Here is a 17,111-nt window from a genome sequence, read left to right on the forward strand (position 1 = left end):
AATCAGCCGGTCATACAGCAGCGATGAATCAAGCGGCGCAACATCCTGACGGTTTCGTCCAAGGCCGATAACTCGATGTATTCGTCTGGCTGATTCGCCTGATCAATTCGGCCCGGACCGAACACGACCGTATCGCAACCCAGTTCCTTGAAGAACGGCGCTTCGGTACCAAACGCCACGGTAATGGGCGCTTTGCCACTGATACCAGACAATTCCCGCGCCAAGACCGAGTCATCGCCGCTGGAAAAAGGTTCAATGCCGGACATCAGCGAAGTCATTTCGAAATCAAGATCCGTGTCATCCAGCACACGGGCAATCCGCTCCCGAAGCTCCTGACGCAATTGCGCTCCACTCATACCGGGCAAGGGCCGCAAATCGAAATTCAGGACGCACTGCGGGCAAATCCGGTTGGGGTTATCCCCGCCACAAATATGCCCGAAATTCAGCGTGGTATAGGGCACGAGAAATGCCGGGTTACTCTGCTGCTTGAGCGATTCGCGCCAAGCAGACAGATCGGTAAGCACGCGCATCATGCCGTCGATGGCGTTGCGCCCCATTTGCGGGTCGCTTGAGTGCCCGCTGCGACCGGTAACCGTCAACGATTCCATCATCACGCCCTTGTGCATATGCACCGGGGTGAGATCGGTCGGTTCGCCGATGACGCAGTATTTTGCCTTCGGCCGCTTGAGTCGAGCCAGAAGCCGCGCACCGTCCATGGTGCTCTCTTCATCGGCGGTGGCAACGATGATGAGCGGATGATGTGTCAAACAGCGTCGAAAATTGACCACCCAACAGCGTCCAATTTTGACCAGGGGTTCAGGCTGATTTCTTGCGCTGTTTGAAGCGGTAGGAGTCGTTGCCGGTCTCAAGGATGTCGCAGTGGTGGGTGATGCGATCGAGCAGGGCTGTGGTCATTTTTGCGTTGCCGAACACGTTGACCCATTCACCGAAGCTTAAGTTAGTGGTGATGATCAGCGAGGTCTTCTCATAGAGCTGGCTGATGAGGTGGAAGAGCAAAGAGCCGCCCGACTCAGGGAAGGGCAGATAGCCGAGCTCATCGAGGATCACCCCATCAATCAGGGTGAGTTGTCGGGCGAGGTTTCCTGCCTTGCCTTGCTGCTTTTCCTTCTCCAGCAGATTGACCAGATCCACGGCGTTGTAGAAGCGCACCCGCTTGCCCTGCTGAACGGCAGCGACACCCAGGGCGGTGGCGAGATGGGTCTTGCCGGTACCGGTGCCGCCGACGAGGATCAGGTTATGGGCGGTGTCGAGGTAGCTGCCCTGAGCGAGCTGTTCGATCCGAATCTGGGACAGCGGGGATTCCTGCCAGTCGAAGCCGCCGAGATCCCGGTGCATGGGAAAGCGTGCGGCCTTGAGTTGATAGGCCAGGCTACGGGCTTGGCGGTCGGCTTGTTCGGCATCCAGAAGGCGTAGCAGCATGCCTTCGGGTGAGAGTGGCTGTCGGGGAAATTCCGCCTGCAATTCCCGCCAGGCATCGACCATACCGTACAGCTTCAGTGCCTTCAAACGGCACAGGTGGTTGGGCTCAGACATGGCATCCTCCCAGCAGACTGTCATAGCGACCGCAGTTGGCGGCTGGCTCATTGCGCAGAATCAGGGCGACAGGAACCTCCATGATCGGACGATGCGTCGGTTCGGTCAGGCGACGTAACTCGTTGAGCACCACCGAGGCATGGGGGTGCCCATGCTCCAAGGCCAACTGACAGGCCACATCAAGTGCTTCGAGCCCGCTGCTGCGGGCGGCTAGCAACAGATCGGCGAAGGCCCGGTCACCCTTGGGCTGCTTGAGCAGAAAGGTGCGCACCACCCCGATGGCCAAAGGTAGCTGCCATTCGATGAAGGGCTGACCATGCCTCAGTGCCCCGGGCTTGGTTTCAAGGATCGGCACATAGTGCCATGGCTGGCAGGCCAGTTGATCCCGCCCAAACAGGCGCTCATGTTCGGCAATCATATTCCCCTCGGCAGCGACCCGCACATGAGTGGCGCTGATGCGCACTGAAACCACTTTGCCCGCCCAGGCGGCCGGCACGCTGTAGCGATTGCGATCGACTGAAATGAGACAGGTACTGGACACGCGTAGTGGTTGCTCGACATAACCATGGAACGGCATGCTGACCGGCCGCAGCGCCGGTCGCTCCGCCGCCCAAGCCTCGGCGATGGTTCCCTGCTTGTCAGGATGCACACGCTCGGCCAGCTCACGGCATCGCTGCTCAAGCCAGGCGTTCAGTTCCTTGAAGTCGGCAAAGCGGGGCGTTGGGGTGAATAACCACTCCCGAATGTTGCCCACCTGATTCTCGACCTGCCCCTTCTCCCAGCCCGAGGCAGGGGTACACGCCACCGGCTCGAACAGGTAATGATTGGCCAGCGCCAGAAAGCGCCGATTGAACTGGCGTTCCTTGCCACTGAACACCGCATCGACCACCGTCTTGAGGTTGTCGTAGATCATCTTCTGCGGCACGCCGCCGAAGAAGGCGAATGCCCGATCATGGGCATCCAGTACCATCTCCTGCGTCTCACGGGGATAGGCGACCACAAACATCGCCCGGCTATGAGCCAGGCGAAAGTGCGCCAGCTTGATCGTCTGCGTCACACCGCCGAGCACCACATATTCGTAACTCCAGTCGAACTGACCGACTTCACCGGGCGCAAATGACAGCGGTACAAAGGCCTGCGTAACAGCACCACGCACCGAAGCCGCCGCTTTCCACGCCTTCACATGGCGCTGAACACTGTCATACGCCCCGTGATAGCCCGCCGCCTGCAAGCCCTCAAACAACCGACGGGCGGTGCGCCGCCGGGCCTTGGGCAAGGCCGCATCCGAGACCAGCCATTGCTCGATCAGGACCGAGAAAGCACCGAGTTGCGGTTTGGGTTGGACTGATCGCCGATAAGCCGGTTCGGCTTGGGCATTCAGATACTTCTTGACCGTGTTACGTGAGAGATTCAAAGAACGGGCGATGGCACTGATGCTCTCCCCGCCCACATGATGTCGACGGCGAATCTTGCCGATGGTTTCCATGCAAAGCACTCCAGGATGACCTCCGCCAAAACGGCGGAGTGTGGCACAACCGGGGGTGGTCAAATTTGGACGCTGTTTCCCCCGAATTCCTGCTCACTTTTGCACGCTGTTTCACAGATGATGCATGTCTTCCGGTTTTAATCCGCGTGCCGCTTCAATCGCCAGAGCCAGAAAGCTTTTCATGTCGGCGCTGCCCAAACCGTAGCCGCGCCCTTGGTCGACTGTCCAGCGGAAAGGGTCATGTTGCCAACGTTTATCATCCCAAGGCACCGTATCGGTGTGCCCCGCGAGAATCAGTCCGTCATCTCCGGTGCCCAGTGTGGCGATCAGATTGGCTTTATCGATATGGCCTTCCAATGGAAGGATTTCGACACTGAATCCGGCCGATTCCAGCCAACCGGCCAAGCGATCGATCAATGCCCGATTCCCCATATCGAACTGGGGCGTGACACTGCTCACCGACGGTGTGGCGATCAACTCATCCAGCATCTGCGACAGGGCGGGCGCGGCCATCAAGGTTTAGTCCTGTGCAGGGAAAAGCGCATCGACGCGCTGGAAACCGCGCGGCAGGATGCGGCCACGGCTGGCGCGTGCACCACCATAGTTGTCAAAGTCGACATCACGCAGGGTCACGCTCCGTGCACCGGATTGAACCTTGAGCCCCTCGCCTTCTACCAAGGCGCAAGCGGCGATCAGGGTAAAGCCGGATTTCAACCCCATCAGCTTGTTGCCACGGCCCTTGCTGAGTTGCGGAATCTCGGCGCGTTCAAGGATCAGCACGTGACCATCACTGGATGCGAAGGCAATGCGCTGAACCTGGTCGTCCAGGCGAATCGGCGCACCGAGCGTTGCGCCGTCTTGCAGGCTCACCATGACCTTACCGGCACGCTGGCGACTGAGCAATTCTTCAAACGGTGTGATGAATCCATAGCCACCGCTTTGCCATAACAAAACGGCATCCTTGTCATCGGCCATTACCATTTGGTTGAATTGCGCGCCGGTTGGCGGGCTGAGCCGCCCAGTCAAAGGTTCGCCCTGCCCTCGCGCAGATGGGAGGCTATGCGCAGCCAGCGTGTAGGCCCGGCCGGTATCGTCGAGCAGGATGACCGACTGCGTGGATTTGCCGTTCATGTGGACGAGATACCCATCACCGGCCTTGTAGGACAACGCAACCGGATCGACATCATGCCCCTTGGCGGCACGAATCCAGCCATTCTTGCTCAACACGACGGTGACCGGTTCACTGGAAATGAGTGCTGTCTCTGCCAACGCCTGTGCCGCACCACGCGTGACTAAACGTGAACGCCGCGCATCGCCGTATTTTTGGGCATCGTCCTGAAGTTCGTCGCGCAGCAGGTTACGCAAGCGGGATTCATCGGCCAGCAAGCCGCGCAGAATCTCCGACTCGGCCATCAATTCGCCCTGCTCTTTCTTGATCGCGATTTCTTCGAGTTTGGCCAGTTGCCGCAAACGAATTTCTAAAATCGCCTCGGCCTGACGTTCGGTAAGATCAAAGCGGGCGATCAATTCGGCCTTGGGCTCGTCTGCCTCTCGAATAACGGCAATGACTTCATCGATATTCAGGAAGGCAATCAGCAAACCCGCCAGAATCTCCAAGCGGTTCTCCACCTTCGCCAGACGCCACTGGATGCGGCGAGTCAGCGTCTGGCGGCGGAACTGCAACCATTCGCTGAGCAAGTCTTTAAGGTTCATCACTCTGGGACGGCCATCGAGCGCGATCACATTCATGTTCACGCGATAACTCTTTTCAAGATCGGTGGTCGCGAACAAATGTGCCATCAGGGCTTCGGCATCTACCTGTCGACTTCGCGGAATAATCACGAGGCGGGTGGGCGCTTCATGGTCGGATTCATCGCGCAGATCCGTCACCAACGGGAGTTTTTTTGCGTTCATCTGGGCGGCGATCTGTTCGAGAATCTTGCTGCCCGACACCTGAAACGGCAGCGCCGTGATGATTATTTCGCCCTGTTCGACTTCATAGCGCGCTCGCTGACGCACCGAGCCCGTGCCGGTACGGTACATCTGCATGATTTCATCCGGTGGCGTGATGATTTCCGCTTCGGTGGGAAAGTCCGGACCGCGCAGATGACGACAGAGATCATCCACCGTACTCTCCGGCTCATCCAGCAACGCGATGGTGGCCGCAACGACTTCGCGCAGGTTGTGCGGCGGGATATCGGTAGACAAACCAACGGCGATTCCCATGCCGCCATTAAGTAATACATTCGGCAAACGCGCGGGCAGCAGCGTGGGTTCTTCCAGCGTGCCATCGAAGTTGGGTTGCCAATCAACTGTGCCCTGCTCCGCTTCGGCCAATAAGCTGTGGGCGTAGGCCGTCAACCGAGACTCGGTGTACCGCATCGCAGCGAAGGATTTGGGATCGTCCGGTGAACCAAAGTTGCCCTGACCATCGATCAATGGATAACGATAGGAAAACGGTTGCGCCATCAACACCATCGCTTCGTAACAGGCCGAATCGCCATGCGGATGAAACTTGCCGATGACATCACCGACCGTTCTGGCCGATTTCTTATGCTTGGATGCCGCCGTGAGGCCCAGTTCGCTCATGGCATAAACGATGCGCCGCTGCACGGGTTTGAGGCCATCGCACACACTCGGCAATGCACGATCGAGAATCACATACATCGCGTAGTTGAGATAAGCCTGCTCGGAGAATTCGGCGATCGACCGTCGCTCGAAACCGTCGGTGCTGTTTCCGCCCATGCCGATCCCGTGCCCATTTTCAGGGCCGTGGTTAAACTCATCTGAACTCATGACATCCTCATTATTTTATGCCGTAGGGCTGCTTGTCGGCAGCGCTACCCGTCGCGCGGGATACAGGCGCCTAAAAGCGTAAACACCCAGCATCGCAAAAAGTGCGGGCGGCACTGCTGCACTCATGAAGGGGATAAACGGGTGCCCTACCCCATACACCGGCGCAAAAGCCGAAACGATCTGCACTAAAGTGAGATACACCACACCAAGGACAATGGCGATAAACAACCAGCGCCCTGCACCTCCACTTCGTTGCGGTGCAAATACGAAGGGCAAAGCCACAAACAGCATCACCAATACGGAAACCGGGGCGAAAACCCGCGCCCAAAGCGCGGATGAATAAGCCGACGCATCCAACTGATTTTTGCGCAGATAGTCAACATAGGAATGCAGTTGCAAGATGTTCATATGCCGGGGATTGAGAACAGCAATGTTCAGGATTTTCTGCGAGAACAAACGCACGTGCTCCTGAACGGGCACGAATCTCACCTTGACGCTGTTTCCGGGAACCTTTGTATCGAGCGTGGATTCTTTCACATCGTACAGTCGCCATAAATCTCCACCCTCGCTGATCGCGTAACTCGCGGACAATAGCTGGACAGGCTGGCTTTGTGCATTAACGGTAAACACGCGAACACGATTCAAACGCCCGCCAACAATGGCCTGGCCTACGTTGATGAATCGTTGGCCATCGCGCAACCACAAACCGGACTTAAGATTCATACTGACACCGGAACCCTGTGCTTCAGCCCGCATTTCATTGGCTTTTTCCTGCCCCCAGGCACCGATCGTTTCCCCCATCAGCATGCCGATCAGGGCGAGAATGGTGGCGCCGACCAAGACAGGGCGTGCGAGTCGGAACATCGACATCCCGGAACAGCGCATCACGGTAAGCTCTGAATGCGCCGCCAGATTGCCCAGACTGAGCAGGCCGCCGACAAGTACCGCCGCTGGATAAAAATCGTAGAGATAACCCGGCGTGGTCATCAGCACAAAGGACAAGGCATCTATCGCACTGTAGCTTGCATTAACCTTCGGTAATTCATCAATGGCACCGAACACAACAATCAATAATGCGAACGCGGCCGTGGACGCCAAACCGCCGACAACAATCGCTCGAATCAGATAACGATCAAGCGTACCCATGTCGTCTCCGGAACAAACGTTGCCACAGTCGCCGCGAACCCCCACTCATCCACCAGAGCAGTCCAAGCCACAGAAGAATGAACGTGCCGTGCGTCAAGGTCAGACCTTGCCACAAGTTAAGCTCACCGTGCTTGATGGCGTTCTCAGTCAATGCGATCAAATTGAAATACAAGGCATAAAGCAAAAAGGCCCAGAAGAGTCGGCCATACCGGCCCGATCTGGGTTTGGCTTGGGCCAAAGGGACGGCAATCAAGGCAAGCACAAGCACGGTCAGCGCTTGCGAGAGGCGGTAATAGAATTCGGCTTGATCACCGGGCAAATTCGAATGCAGCAGTTGCAGGGATGATTTTTTGTTTTCCTGCGTGTTTTCCGTATCCGCCCGGCCCGGCACAAGAATTTCATGGGTTTGGTAGTCAATTACAGACCAGTCCTGTTCACCCGCTACCCCCTGAATTCTTCGACCCTGTTCCAACACCACGTACCGATGTCCGGCAGAATCTGTCATCAATTTACCGAAGGGCGCCATTTCAACCCCCGGCTTTTGGCGGGCATTCTTCGTATTGGTGGGTTCATTGAACGCGAAGATATCCGAATAGCCGTTACCGGACTTGCTGCCGATATAAAGTACCGCTTTACCGGATGGCTCCTCGATAAAACGGCCTACCGGCAATTGATTGAACACCTGTTGACTGCGTGCGGAGTCAATCATCCGTGACTGAACTTGCTGCAGAGCCGGATACGCAAACAGCGAGATACTGGCCGTCAACAGACTCACGGGAATTGCCAACCAGAGTATGGCCTGACTGAGATGCCGGGGCCCATAGCCGCAGGCGCGAAGGACCGTCAGTTCCGAATCCCTACTCATTCTTCCCAGAGCGAACATCAGACCGATGAACAATCCCACGGGCAACACATAAATCAACAGTTTGACGGCGTTGAAACCCATCATCGCGGGAATCAGGCTCGATGGCAGCGAACCCTCCGCTGCCGCAGAAAGCGAGCGTGCCAGCAGATTCGCCAGCATGATGAGCATGACGATCAAGGTCACCCCGAGGGTAGCCACACTCGCTTCGCGCAACAGATAACGATTCAGGATCGGCATGAAATCAGCCGTTCAGATGTTTGGCAATAAGACCATATTTCAGACGGTCGCCAAATGCTCCGGCGCCTGCCGGCAACTTGAGCCGAACCTTGTAGCCACCACCCGGCGCTTCGGTCATAGAGGCACCTTCAAGCGTCTGCATATCAGCCAGTTGTTCGATACGGTTGCCGTCGGGCAGCATGAAGGTGACCGAATCACCGACAGCCAACTTGTTCTTGATATCCACCTCAGCCCAATCGCCCTGCACCGAGGTGATCTCGCCCACAAACTGCTGCTCGCGGTGTTTGGAAACGCCCTCGATGTAGTTCTGGTATTCCTTGGTGTGATGCCGTTCGAAGAATCCGTCGGTATAACCGCGATGTGCGAGGTTATCGAGTTCGGCTATCAGATTCGGGTCGAAGGGCCGACCGGCCACCGCATCATCGATGGCCTGGCGATACACTTGCGCGGTTCGGGCAACGTAGTAATGCGATTTGGTCCGGCCCTCGATTTTAAGGCAATCCACACCGATGCGCGTCAGTGCCTGGACATGTTCCACCGCGCGCAAATCACGTGAGTTGAGGATATACGTGCCGTGCTCGTCTTCTTCGATTGGCATCAATTCGCCCGGTCGATTCGGCTCTTCGATGAAGTACACATCGTTGGCCTTGGGATGGCGGTTATCGCTTCCCGTCGGGCCGAATGATTGTTCGGCGCCCGAGAAATCAAAGCCCTCCAAGGCAGTCGTGCCGCCGACGGCATCGAGCGGAATAATGGACGATTCGGCCGGGCGATAGACACCGGAGAGATCTTCCGTTGCGGCCTCGGTTTTGTATTCCCAGCGGCAGGCGTTGGTGCAAGTGCCCTGATTCGGATCACGATGATTGAAGTAGCCGGAAAGCAGGCAACGCCCAGAGTAGGCGATGCACAGAGCGCCGTGCACGAATACTTCCAGCTCCATATCCGGGCATCGATCACGGATCTCGCTGATCTCGTCCAGAGAGAGTTCACGCGAGAGAATCACCCGCGAAATACCTGCGTTTTTCCAGAACTGGACTGTCGCCCAATTGACGGTATTGGCCTGTACGGAAAGATGGATCGGGAGATCAGGCCACTGCTGACGCACCATCATGATCAGGCCGGGGTCGGCCATGATGAACGCATCCGGCTGCATCTCGACCAGCGGGGTCATGTCCTTGATGAATGTTCTGAGCTTTGCATTGTGCGGCGACAGATTCACCGTCATAAAAAATTGCTTGCCCGCCGCATGCGCTTCATCAATACCGATTCGCAGATTGTCTTCAAGAAAATCATTGTTACGCACCCGCAGGCTATACCGTGGCAGCCCCGCATAAACGGCATCGGCACCGTAGGCAAAGGCGTAACGCATCGATTTGAGCGTACCGGCAGGAGATAGCAATTCAGGCGCTTTCATTCACTTAAGACTCATTAACACTTAACAAAAACGTATTGTAGCTTGTTGAGCCTGAACTACTCACACCCATTCGCCGAGATTTCTGTATCTCTTGTTACGACCATCCACTCTCGTCGTGGTGAACAAACAATTCATGCATTCACTGAATAAATATTGTATAAGTTTGGTACAACTTAATAACAAAAGGAGGAATCCATGCTCGTTCGCCTTATCTACGTTTCCAAGCTCGCGCCCGATCTAGATTATCGCGCCATCAAGGATATTCTGGCCGCATCGCAACGCAATAACAAACCTCGTGGCGTATCCGGTTTGTTGATGTTCAATTCGGGTTTTTTTCTGCAATGGCTTGAGGGTGAGCGATTGGCCGTCAAGGAGCGCTTTGCGCGGATCAGTCAGGACCCGCGGCACACCGCCCCGGTGTTGCTGGACTATCGGGAAATCATCAAACGCCAATTCGCAGACTGGAACATGGGCTACCTCGGTGAGGGATCAATCAACAAAGCCACTTTCTATGAATACAGTGGCGCAGAAGCCTTTGACCCGTATACGTTGAGCGGCGAATCCGCAGCGGCCTTGATGCTGGCATTCAGCAGCAACATACCTTTACTCAAATCGAACAATGGCTGATGGTTCGATGCCTGAGAGTGCAATCAAACGAAGGTCGAATGACAAGCACTTACTTCCCCAGAAAACCTGCTGCTATTGCCAGCGTCCCTTCACGTGGCGCAAGAAATGGGCACGGGATTGGCCCAACCTGAAATATTGTTCCGATCGGTGCCGAGCGCTGGCAAAGTCTGCGCAGCCTGAACAACGCTAAGGAAAAATCGTGCGCCAACTCATTGTCATTTTGGGAGATCAACTTAATCGCAACAGTGCGGTTTTCGATGGGTTCGATCCCGCCCAGGATGCAGTATTCATGGCCGAGGCAACCGGCGAGGCCGCCCATGTCTGGTCGCACAAGCTGCGTATTGCCCTGTTCTTCAGTGCCATGCGGCATTTTGCTGCGGCCCTGAGAAGCGAAGGCTTAACGGTTCATTACGCCCAGATCGGTTCACCCCCCCACGGGGCTTTGGCCGATGCCCTTGCCGCGGCCATCGTGGTGCATCAACCGCAGCAAGTCGTATGGGTATCGGCTGGTGCCGAACGCCTGAATCATGCACTGAAAGCGACCTGTGATCAGCACAAAGTGCCCTGGAAAATCTATCCGGACCGACATTTCATTGCCACCGAAAACCAGTTTTCGGACTGGGCAAAGGGCCGAAAATCTTTGCGACTGGAGTATTGGTACCGCCAGCTTCGCCAGCAGACTGGTCTGTTGATGGAGGATGATCAGCCCATCGGGGGCGCGTGGAATTTTGATGCACAGAATCGTGCAGCATTCGATACACGCGGACCTGGCCTATTGCCTGCCCCCATGGGCTTTCCGCCCGATGCCATTACCCAACAGGTCATCGAAACCGTAGCGCGCTATTTTCCGGGGCATCCGGGCGCATTGGACGGGTTCGACTGGCCGATCACGCGAGAGCAGGTAGAAGCCGCACTCGAAGATTTCATCACCCATCGACTGCCGCTGTTCGGTCACTATCAGGATGCGATGTGGACGGATGAGCCTTGGCTTTATCACAGCAGACTCTCAGCCGCGCTCAACCTCAAGCTTATCGATCCGGCTACCGTCTGTCGTGCCGCAGAGGCGGCATACCGTCAGGGACAAGTGCCGTTGGCCGCGGCGGAGGGATTCATCCGGCAGATACTGGGCTGGCGGGAGTATGTCCGCGGGCTTTATGCTCATTATGGCGATGAATGGCTCGACATGAATGCATTGAACGCCCAGCATGATTTACCGGATTTTTTCTGGACGGGCGACACACCGGCCCACTGTCTGAGCCAGACAATCGGTCAGACCATGCGAACGGGTTACGCTCATCATATTCAACGGTTGATGGTGACCGGTTTATATTGCCTGCTCGCAGGCGTTCGACCTCGGGCTGTGCATGAATGGTATCTGGCCGTCTACGTCGACGCAGTGGAATGGGTTGAGATACCGAATGTGATCGGCATGAGCCAATTCGCCGATGGCGGAATCATGGCATCCAAGCCCTATATCGCCAGTGGCAGCTATATCGATCGAATGAGCAATTATTGCGCACACTGCTCGTTCCATCCCAAGGAGGCGGTGGGTGCAAAGGCCTGCCCGTTCACGACACTGTACTGGGCTTTTCTGGACCGACACGAAAAGCGTTTTGCCCAGCACCCCCGTCTTGCCCTGCAGGTCAAGAACCTGCAACGAAAATCGGCGGAAGAACGGGCGTTAATCCGCGCACAAGCTGAATCTCATTTAGCCGGTGTGATGCAAAAACCTTAGACATGACATCCGTCGACTTCGATTCAGCGCACTGAAATACTCAAGCCACGACCAATGCCGTAGTAAAGCCAATTATCTTCGGCCAATCGATTAGGATCATAGACATTGCGTCCATCGAAAATCAGCTTTTCCTTAAGCGCACTGGCCATCAAAGCGAAATCCGGCGCACGGAACGCCTTCCATTCTGTGCAGACAATCAGGGCGTCGGCCCCTTTCAATGCTGAATCACGTGTTCCACACAAAAGCAGATCATCTCGTTGACCGTAGATTCGCTGGGTTTCTTCCATGGCTTCCGGATCAAAGGCTTGAACTTTGGCGCCAGCCCCCCACAAAGCGGCCATCACCTCGCGAGATGGCGCGGCGCGCATGTCATCGGTGTTTGGCTTGAATGCCAAGCCCCATAAAGCAAAGGTTTTACCAGCCAGTGCATCTTGGCCACCGTAATGGCGCACGATCAGATCGAACAATTTGACTTTCTGCCGATCATTGACCGACTCCACCGCTGCCAGAAGTTTGGCGTTGTAGCCAACGTCACGGGCGGTGCGGTGCAGCGCCTGAACATCCTTGGGAAAGCATGAGCCACCATAACCGCAGCCGGGATAGATAAAGTGGTAGCCGATACGTGGATCAGAACCGATGCCGATCCGCACCTGTTCGATGTCGGCACCCAGGCGTTCAGCGAGATTAGCCAGCTCGTTCATGAAGCTGATCTTGGTGGCCAGCATCGCATTCGCCGCATATTTTGTCAGTTCGGCCGAGCGTAAATCCATCACGATCATTCGATCATGGTTGCGATTGAACGGGGCGTACAGTTCGCGCATCCGCTTTTCACTCGCGGGGTTTGTTGTGCCGATGATGATCCGGTCAGGTTTCATGAAGTCATTAACCGCTGCACCTTCCTTGAGAAACTCAGGATTCGATACGACGTCGAATTCGATAGATAACCCGCGTTCGGCCAGCGCCGTACTGATCTCCGCCTGGACTTTATCGCCTGTTCCGACTGGGACTGTGGATTTGTTGACGACAATTTTTGTCGAGGTCATCGCCTCGCCGATCGAACGTGCCACTGCACGAACATATTGCAAATCAGCAGAACCATCTTCATCCGGCGGGGTGCCGACGGCGATGAACTGCACATCACCAAATTCGACCGCCTCACGCGCATTGGTGGTGAAATTCAGACGCCCCTGATTGAAATTATCCCGAACAATGGTTTCGAGCCCCGGCTCAAAAATCGGGATAATTCCCTGCTTCAAGCGCTCGATCTTGCTTTCGTCGACATCGGCACACAGAACGTTGTGCCCAACTTCCGCCAGACACGCGCCCGTAACCAGCCCCACATATCCTGTGCCAAAAATCGTAATCTTCATCTATCAGCGTCTCTTTGTAATCGTTTCTCAGGCATCGTTTCCGACGGCCTGCTCGTCCATCTGACTCAAGGTATCCCGCACCAGACGAAACAGTTCGCGAAAATACCGGGGCGGCTTCTGCTCTGCCCGCTCCTTGGCAACTTGGCGCAACAACAGGCGCAAAGCCTGAATATCCACTTGGGGATAACGTGTAATGAAATCCGTTACTGCAGATGCATCATCAGACAACAAACGCGTACGCCAACGCTCGCTCTCATGCTGTAAACGAATATTTTGCGGTGCATCGGGATCGATCCGGTTCAACTCGGCCTCAATGGCAACCACATCGTGCTGGCGCATGAGTTTGCCGATATATTGAAGATGACGTTTGCGGGCGCCGTGTGCATTGATATTCCGAGCTTCGCCAATGGCCGCCAGCAACGAATCGGACAGCGGGAAAGCCGCCAGTTGCGCATCACTCAATGCACAAAGCTCAGCGCCGAGATCGCGGGCGGCATGGGCTTCGCGCTTGCGTTCGGTCTTGCTGGGCCCGAAGTCGGTATCTTCCGGCACTTCGAGTTGCTGTGTTTTTTTGGCCGCGTAAAACCGACGATCACTCATAAACAAAATCCATGAAAATAACTCATTCTACTGTGACCGATTTGGCAAGATTACGTGGCTGATCCACATCGGTGCCTTTCAATACGGCGACATGATAAGCCAATAATTGCAGCGGCAAATTGAAAATGATCGGCGCAGATATCCTGCCAACGTGGGATGTAACCGGCAATACATGCAAGCGCGCTTCTGTGCGCAATCCGGATCGTTCATCTGCAAATACGAACAACTCCGCGCCCCGTGCAGCAACCTCCGACATGTTCGATTTGAGTTTATCAAGCAGGTCGTTCTGGGGGGCAATGGTGATCACCGGCATATTCTCGTCGATCAGCGCCAGCGGACCGTGCTTGAGCTCACCCGCCGGATAACCTTCCGCGTGTATATAACTGATTTCCTTAAGCTTCAACGCACCTTCCAGCGCGATTGGGAACATCACGCCACGCCCCAGGAAAAGCGCATGCTGCTTATCGACCAATCGCTCGGCCAAGGCCATGATGGCCTCATCGTGTTGCAGGGCATCACGGGCAAGATTTGGGATTTTCTCAAGACCAGCCACGATCCGACGTTCGTCCTGCTCGCTCAGGATAGCCCTGATACGTCCGATGGAAAGCATCAGCAAGGCCAGCGCAACGAGCTGGGTCGAAAAAGCCTTGGTTGACGCGACCGAGATTTCCGGGCCGGCATGCGTCATCAAGACGAGATCGGATTCACGTACCAGAGATGACTCCGGCGCATTGCATATTGCCAGAATGGGCATTTGAGGACTGCGTACCCGTACCATGCGCAAAGCGGCCAAGGTGTCCGCCGTTTCGCCGGACTGCGAGAGCATGACCAGTAACGTTCCCTCTTCCAAGACGGGATTGCGGTAATGAAATTCTGAAGAAACCTCAACTGCGGCGGGTAACCGAAGAATATCTTCAAACCAGTAACGCGCCACCATGCCCGCGTGGTAACTCGTCCCGCAGGCGACAATCTGGATGCGTTTGATTGTTTTGAACACGGCTTCGGCATTCACGCCGAACGCGGCAGGAAGAACCCGCCCTTCACTGATTCGGCCTTCAAGTGTATCGGCAATAGCGCGCGGCTGCTCGTGGATTTCCTTGAGCATGAAATGCTTATAGCCACCACGCCCCGCGCTGTCTGCCCGCTGCGCGGATTCCACAATGGCACGCGCGACAATCTGCCCCGTGCGATCAGTCACTTCGAGATGATCACAGGAAAGAATCGCCCGGTCGCCTTCGCACAGATAAATAAATCGCTGCGTCACCGGCAAAAGTGCCAGAGCATCTGAAGCTGCGAACAGTTCACCAATCCCGACACCGATAACCAGCGGGCTGCCTTGGCGCGCCACGAATATCTGGTTCGGTACATCTTTGATCAGGATCGCGAGCGCAAAGGCGCCATGCAACCGATCAAGCGTCAGCTCAAAAGCCTTTTGCGGTGTTTGTCCTGCCACAAGGTAGTGATCGAGCAAATGGGCGATCACTTCAGTATCTGTATCTGAGCTGAATATCCGACCTTCTGCCACCATCTGTTCACGCAAGGCAGCATGATTTTCTATGATGCCGTTATGCACCACAGCCACACGCTTTGATGCGATATGCGGGTGGGCATTTCGTTCGGCTGGAACGCCATGTGTTGCCCAACGCGTGTGCGCAATGCCTGAGAAACCGGCAAGCCCTTCCTCACCGATCTGATCGCACAAGGCCTGAACCTTGCCAACTGCACGCGCCGAACTCAACCCACCAGCCGGATCAAGCACGGCAAGACCTGCCGAGTCGTACCCACGATATTCAAGACGGCGCAACCCTTCGATGAGGATAGGCCAAACCGGTCGTTGGGCAACGGCTGCCACGATTCCGCACATAGTCAGTTCCAGATAAGAAAAAAACAGGAAAACAATGAATTACAGCGCACGCAAAACCCGTTCGGCCTGGTGAATCGTTTCTTCGATATCCGCCTCGGTATGTGCCTGCGAAACAAACCCGGCTTCATAGGCTGAAGGCGCGAAATACACGCCCGCGTCCAACATACCGTGGAAAAACCGATTGAAAGCGTCCGTATCACAGCGTGTTGCCGCGGCAAAACTCGTCACTGATTTTTCCTGCGTGAAAAACAGACCGAACATCCCGCCCGCTTGTTGCGTGATAACAGGCACACTTGCCGCCGCTGCGGCCTTGTTCAAACCCTCACACAGCATCGTTGTCTTGGCCGTCAGACGCTCGTGGAACCCAGCTTCCTGCAGCAACTCGAGCGTGACGAGCCCGGCAGCCATTGCAACCGGATTACCGGATAGCGTACCCGCCTGATAAACCGGGCCGAGCGGTGAGATGTGCGACATAATCTCGCGCTTGCCGCCAAATGCACCCACCGGCATACCACCGCCGATAATTTTACCTAAAGTCGTGAGATCCGGAGTGATGTTGTACTTTGATTGAACGCCGCCCAGCGCAACGCGAAAGCCCGTCATCACTTCATCGAAAATCAGCACGGTGCCATATTCATCGCATACGGCACGCAAGCCTTCGAGGAAACCCGGCACGGGCGGGATGCAGTTCATGTTGCCGGCCACCGGTTCGACGATGATCGCGGCGATGTCATCACCCATCTCGGCAAACGTTTCACGCACCTGCTCGATGTTGTTGTATTCAAGCGTGATCGTCAGCTCTGCCAGCGCCTTGGGCACACCGGGCGAACTGGGCACACCAAACGTGAGCGCACCGGAACCGGCTTTTACCAGCAGTGAATCGGAATGACCGTGATAATTGCCCTCGAATTTCACGATTCGATCACGTCCGGTGAATCCTCGGGCCAAGCGAATGGCACTCATGGTCGCTTCGGTACCGGAAGAAGTCAGTCGCACCATTTCGATCGACGGCATGATTTCGCAGATCTTGTCTGCCATATGCGTCTCGGCCACGGTCGGTGCACCGTAGGACAAGCCATTGAGCGCTGCGGCACGAACCGCTTCAATCACGGCAGGATGTGCATGCCCGAGGATCATCGGTCCCCACGAACCGACATAATCGATATATCGCTTGTCGTTCTCGTCCCAGAAATAAGCACCCGCCGCCTTCTTGACAAACACGGGCGAACCGCCAACGGACCGGAAGGCACGTACCGGGGAATTGACCCCGCCGGGGATGTGCTGCTGGGCGGCAGTAAACAGGCTTTCGTTACTCGACATACTTAACTCCTAAGGTGATTTTGGCCACAATACAATCTGACTGCCGGGCACCTCGAAACACCCAAGATTCGTCGTTCCCGCGAAAGCGGGAACCTAG

Annotated in this window: 15 protein-coding genes; 3 read left to right on the forward strand and 12 right to left on the reverse strand. The window is 55.9% G+C overall.

Annotated elements, in window-relative coordinates; translation table 11 throughout:
• Window positions 1–2: 2 nt before the first annotated feature.
• The 8 genes from HNEAP_RS06160 to trhP all read right to left on the reverse strand — a co-directional run bounded on the left by HNEAP_RS06160 (window position 3) and on the right by trhP (window position 9,498).
• Window positions 3–767: a M20/M25/M40 family metallo-hydrolase gene (locus HNEAP_RS06160; RefSeq protein ID WP_133484588.1), complete on the reverse strand. Its 765-nt coding sequence runs from the start codon at window positions 765–767 to the stop codon at window positions 3–5.
• 49 nt (window positions 768–816) lie between these two features.
• The gene (istB, locus tag HNEAP_RS06165) at window positions 817–1,554 is read right to left on the reverse strand and encodes an IS21-like element helper ATPase IstB (RefSeq protein WP_012824096.1); all 738 of its coding nucleotides are present in this window, start codon (window positions 1,552–1,554) and stop codon (window positions 817–819) included.
• The gene (gene istA / locus HNEAP_RS06170; protein WP_081441114.1) at window positions 1,547–3,049 is read right to left on the reverse strand and encodes an IS21 family transposase; all 1,503 of its coding nucleotides are present in this window, start codon (window positions 3,047–3,049) and stop codon (window positions 1,547–1,549) included. Before istA ends, istB begins: the two co-directional genes overlap by 8 nt.
• A 102-nt stretch (window positions 3,050–3,151) precedes the next feature.
• Window positions 3,152–3,553, reverse strand: coding sequence for a M20/M25/M40 family metallo-hydrolase (locus HNEAP_RS06175; RefSeq protein ID WP_012824098.1), 402 nt, complete (start codon window positions 3,551–3,553; stop codon window positions 3,152–3,154).
• 6 nt (window positions 3,554–3,559) lie between these two features.
• Entirely contained in the window at window positions 3,560–5,836 is a 2,277-nt protein-coding gene (gene parC, locus HNEAP_RS06180; protein ID WP_012824099.1) for a DNA topoisomerase IV subunit A, read from the reverse strand.
• A 15-nt stretch (window positions 5,837–5,851) separates the two neighbouring features.
• Window positions 5,852–6,982, reverse strand: coding sequence for an LPS export ABC transporter permease LptG (gene lptG / locus HNEAP_RS06185; RefSeq protein WP_012824100.1), 1,131 nt, complete (start codon window positions 6,980–6,982; stop codon window positions 5,852–5,854).
• Window positions 6,969–8,084, reverse strand: a complete 1,116-nt coding sequence (gene lptF, locus HNEAP_RS06190; RefSeq protein WP_012824101.1) for an LPS export ABC transporter permease LptF — start codon at window positions 8,082–8,084, stop codon at window positions 6,969–6,971. Before lptF ends, lptG begins: the two co-directional genes overlap by 14 nt.
• A gap of 4 nt (window positions 8,085–8,088) precedes the next feature.
• Window positions 8,089–9,498 carry a prephenate-dependent tRNA uridine(34) hydroxylase TrhP gene (gene trhP / locus HNEAP_RS06195; protein WP_012824102.1) on the reverse strand — a complete coding sequence of 470 codons (1,410 nt, stop codon included), beginning with the start codon at window positions 9,496–9,498 and terminating at the stop codon, window positions 8,089–8,091.
• A 195-nt stretch (window positions 9,499–9,693) separates the two neighbouring features.
• Between trhP and HNEAP_RS06200 the strand changes: the two genes are divergently transcribed.
• Genes HNEAP_RS06200 through HNEAP_RS06205 form a run of 3 tightly spaced genes read left to right on the forward strand, consistent with a single transcriptional unit; the run spans window position 9,694 to window position 11,860 of the window.
• Complete coding sequence (locus HNEAP_RS06200; protein WP_012824103.1) at window positions 9,694–10,125, forward strand: BLUF domain-containing protein; 432 nt, start codon at window positions 9,694–9,696, stop codon at window positions 10,123–10,125.
• Window positions 10,126–10,132: 7 nt separating this feature from the next.
• Entirely contained in the window at window positions 10,133–10,315 is a 183-nt protein-coding gene (locus HNEAP_RS12530; protein WP_012824104.1) for a DUF2256 domain-containing protein, read from the forward strand.
• 9 nt (window positions 10,316–10,324) lie between these two features.
• Entirely contained in the window at window positions 10,325–11,860 is a 1,536-nt protein-coding gene (locus HNEAP_RS06205) for a cryptochrome/photolyase family protein (protein ID WP_012824105.1), read from the forward strand.
• A 23-nt stretch (window positions 11,861–11,883) separates the two neighbouring features.
• Here the strand turns inward: HNEAP_RS06205 and HNEAP_RS06210 are convergent, their stop codons facing one another.
• The 4 genes from HNEAP_RS06210 to hemL are packed head-to-tail and all read right to left on the reverse strand — an operon-like array spanning window position 11,884 to window position 17,014.
• Entirely contained in the window at window positions 11,884–13,230 is a 1,347-nt protein-coding gene (locus HNEAP_RS06210) for a UDP-glucose dehydrogenase family protein (RefSeq protein ID WP_012824106.1), read from the reverse strand.
• A 27-nt stretch (window positions 13,231–13,257) separates the two neighbouring features.
• Window positions 13,258–13,830 carry a ribosome biogenesis factor YjgA gene (yjgA, locus tag HNEAP_RS06215; RefSeq protein WP_012824107.1) on the reverse strand — a complete coding sequence of 191 codons (573 nt, stop codon included), beginning with the start codon at window positions 13,828–13,830 and terminating at the stop codon, window positions 13,258–13,260.
• Between the two features lie 22 nt (window positions 13,831–13,852).
• On the reverse strand, window positions 13,853–15,694 hold the full coding sequence (glmS, locus tag HNEAP_RS06220) for a glutamine--fructose-6-phosphate transaminase (isomerizing) (protein WP_012824108.1): 1,842 nt from the start codon (window positions 15,692–15,694) through the stop codon (window positions 13,853–13,855).
• Window positions 15,695–15,733: 39 nt separating this feature from the next.
• Window positions 15,734–17,014 carry a glutamate-1-semialdehyde 2,1-aminomutase gene (hemL, locus tag HNEAP_RS06225; RefSeq protein ID WP_012824109.1) on the reverse strand — a complete coding sequence of 427 codons (1,281 nt, stop codon included), beginning with the start codon at window positions 17,012–17,014 and terminating at the stop codon, window positions 15,734–15,736.
• Window positions 17,015–17,111 lie beyond the last annotated feature (97 nt).

It is taken from the genome of Halothiobacillus neapolitanus c2, assembly GCF_000024765.1.
Classification (GTDB): Bacteria; Pseudomonadota; Gammaproteobacteria; order Halothiobacillales; family Halothiobacillaceae; genus Halothiobacillus; species Halothiobacillus neapolitanus.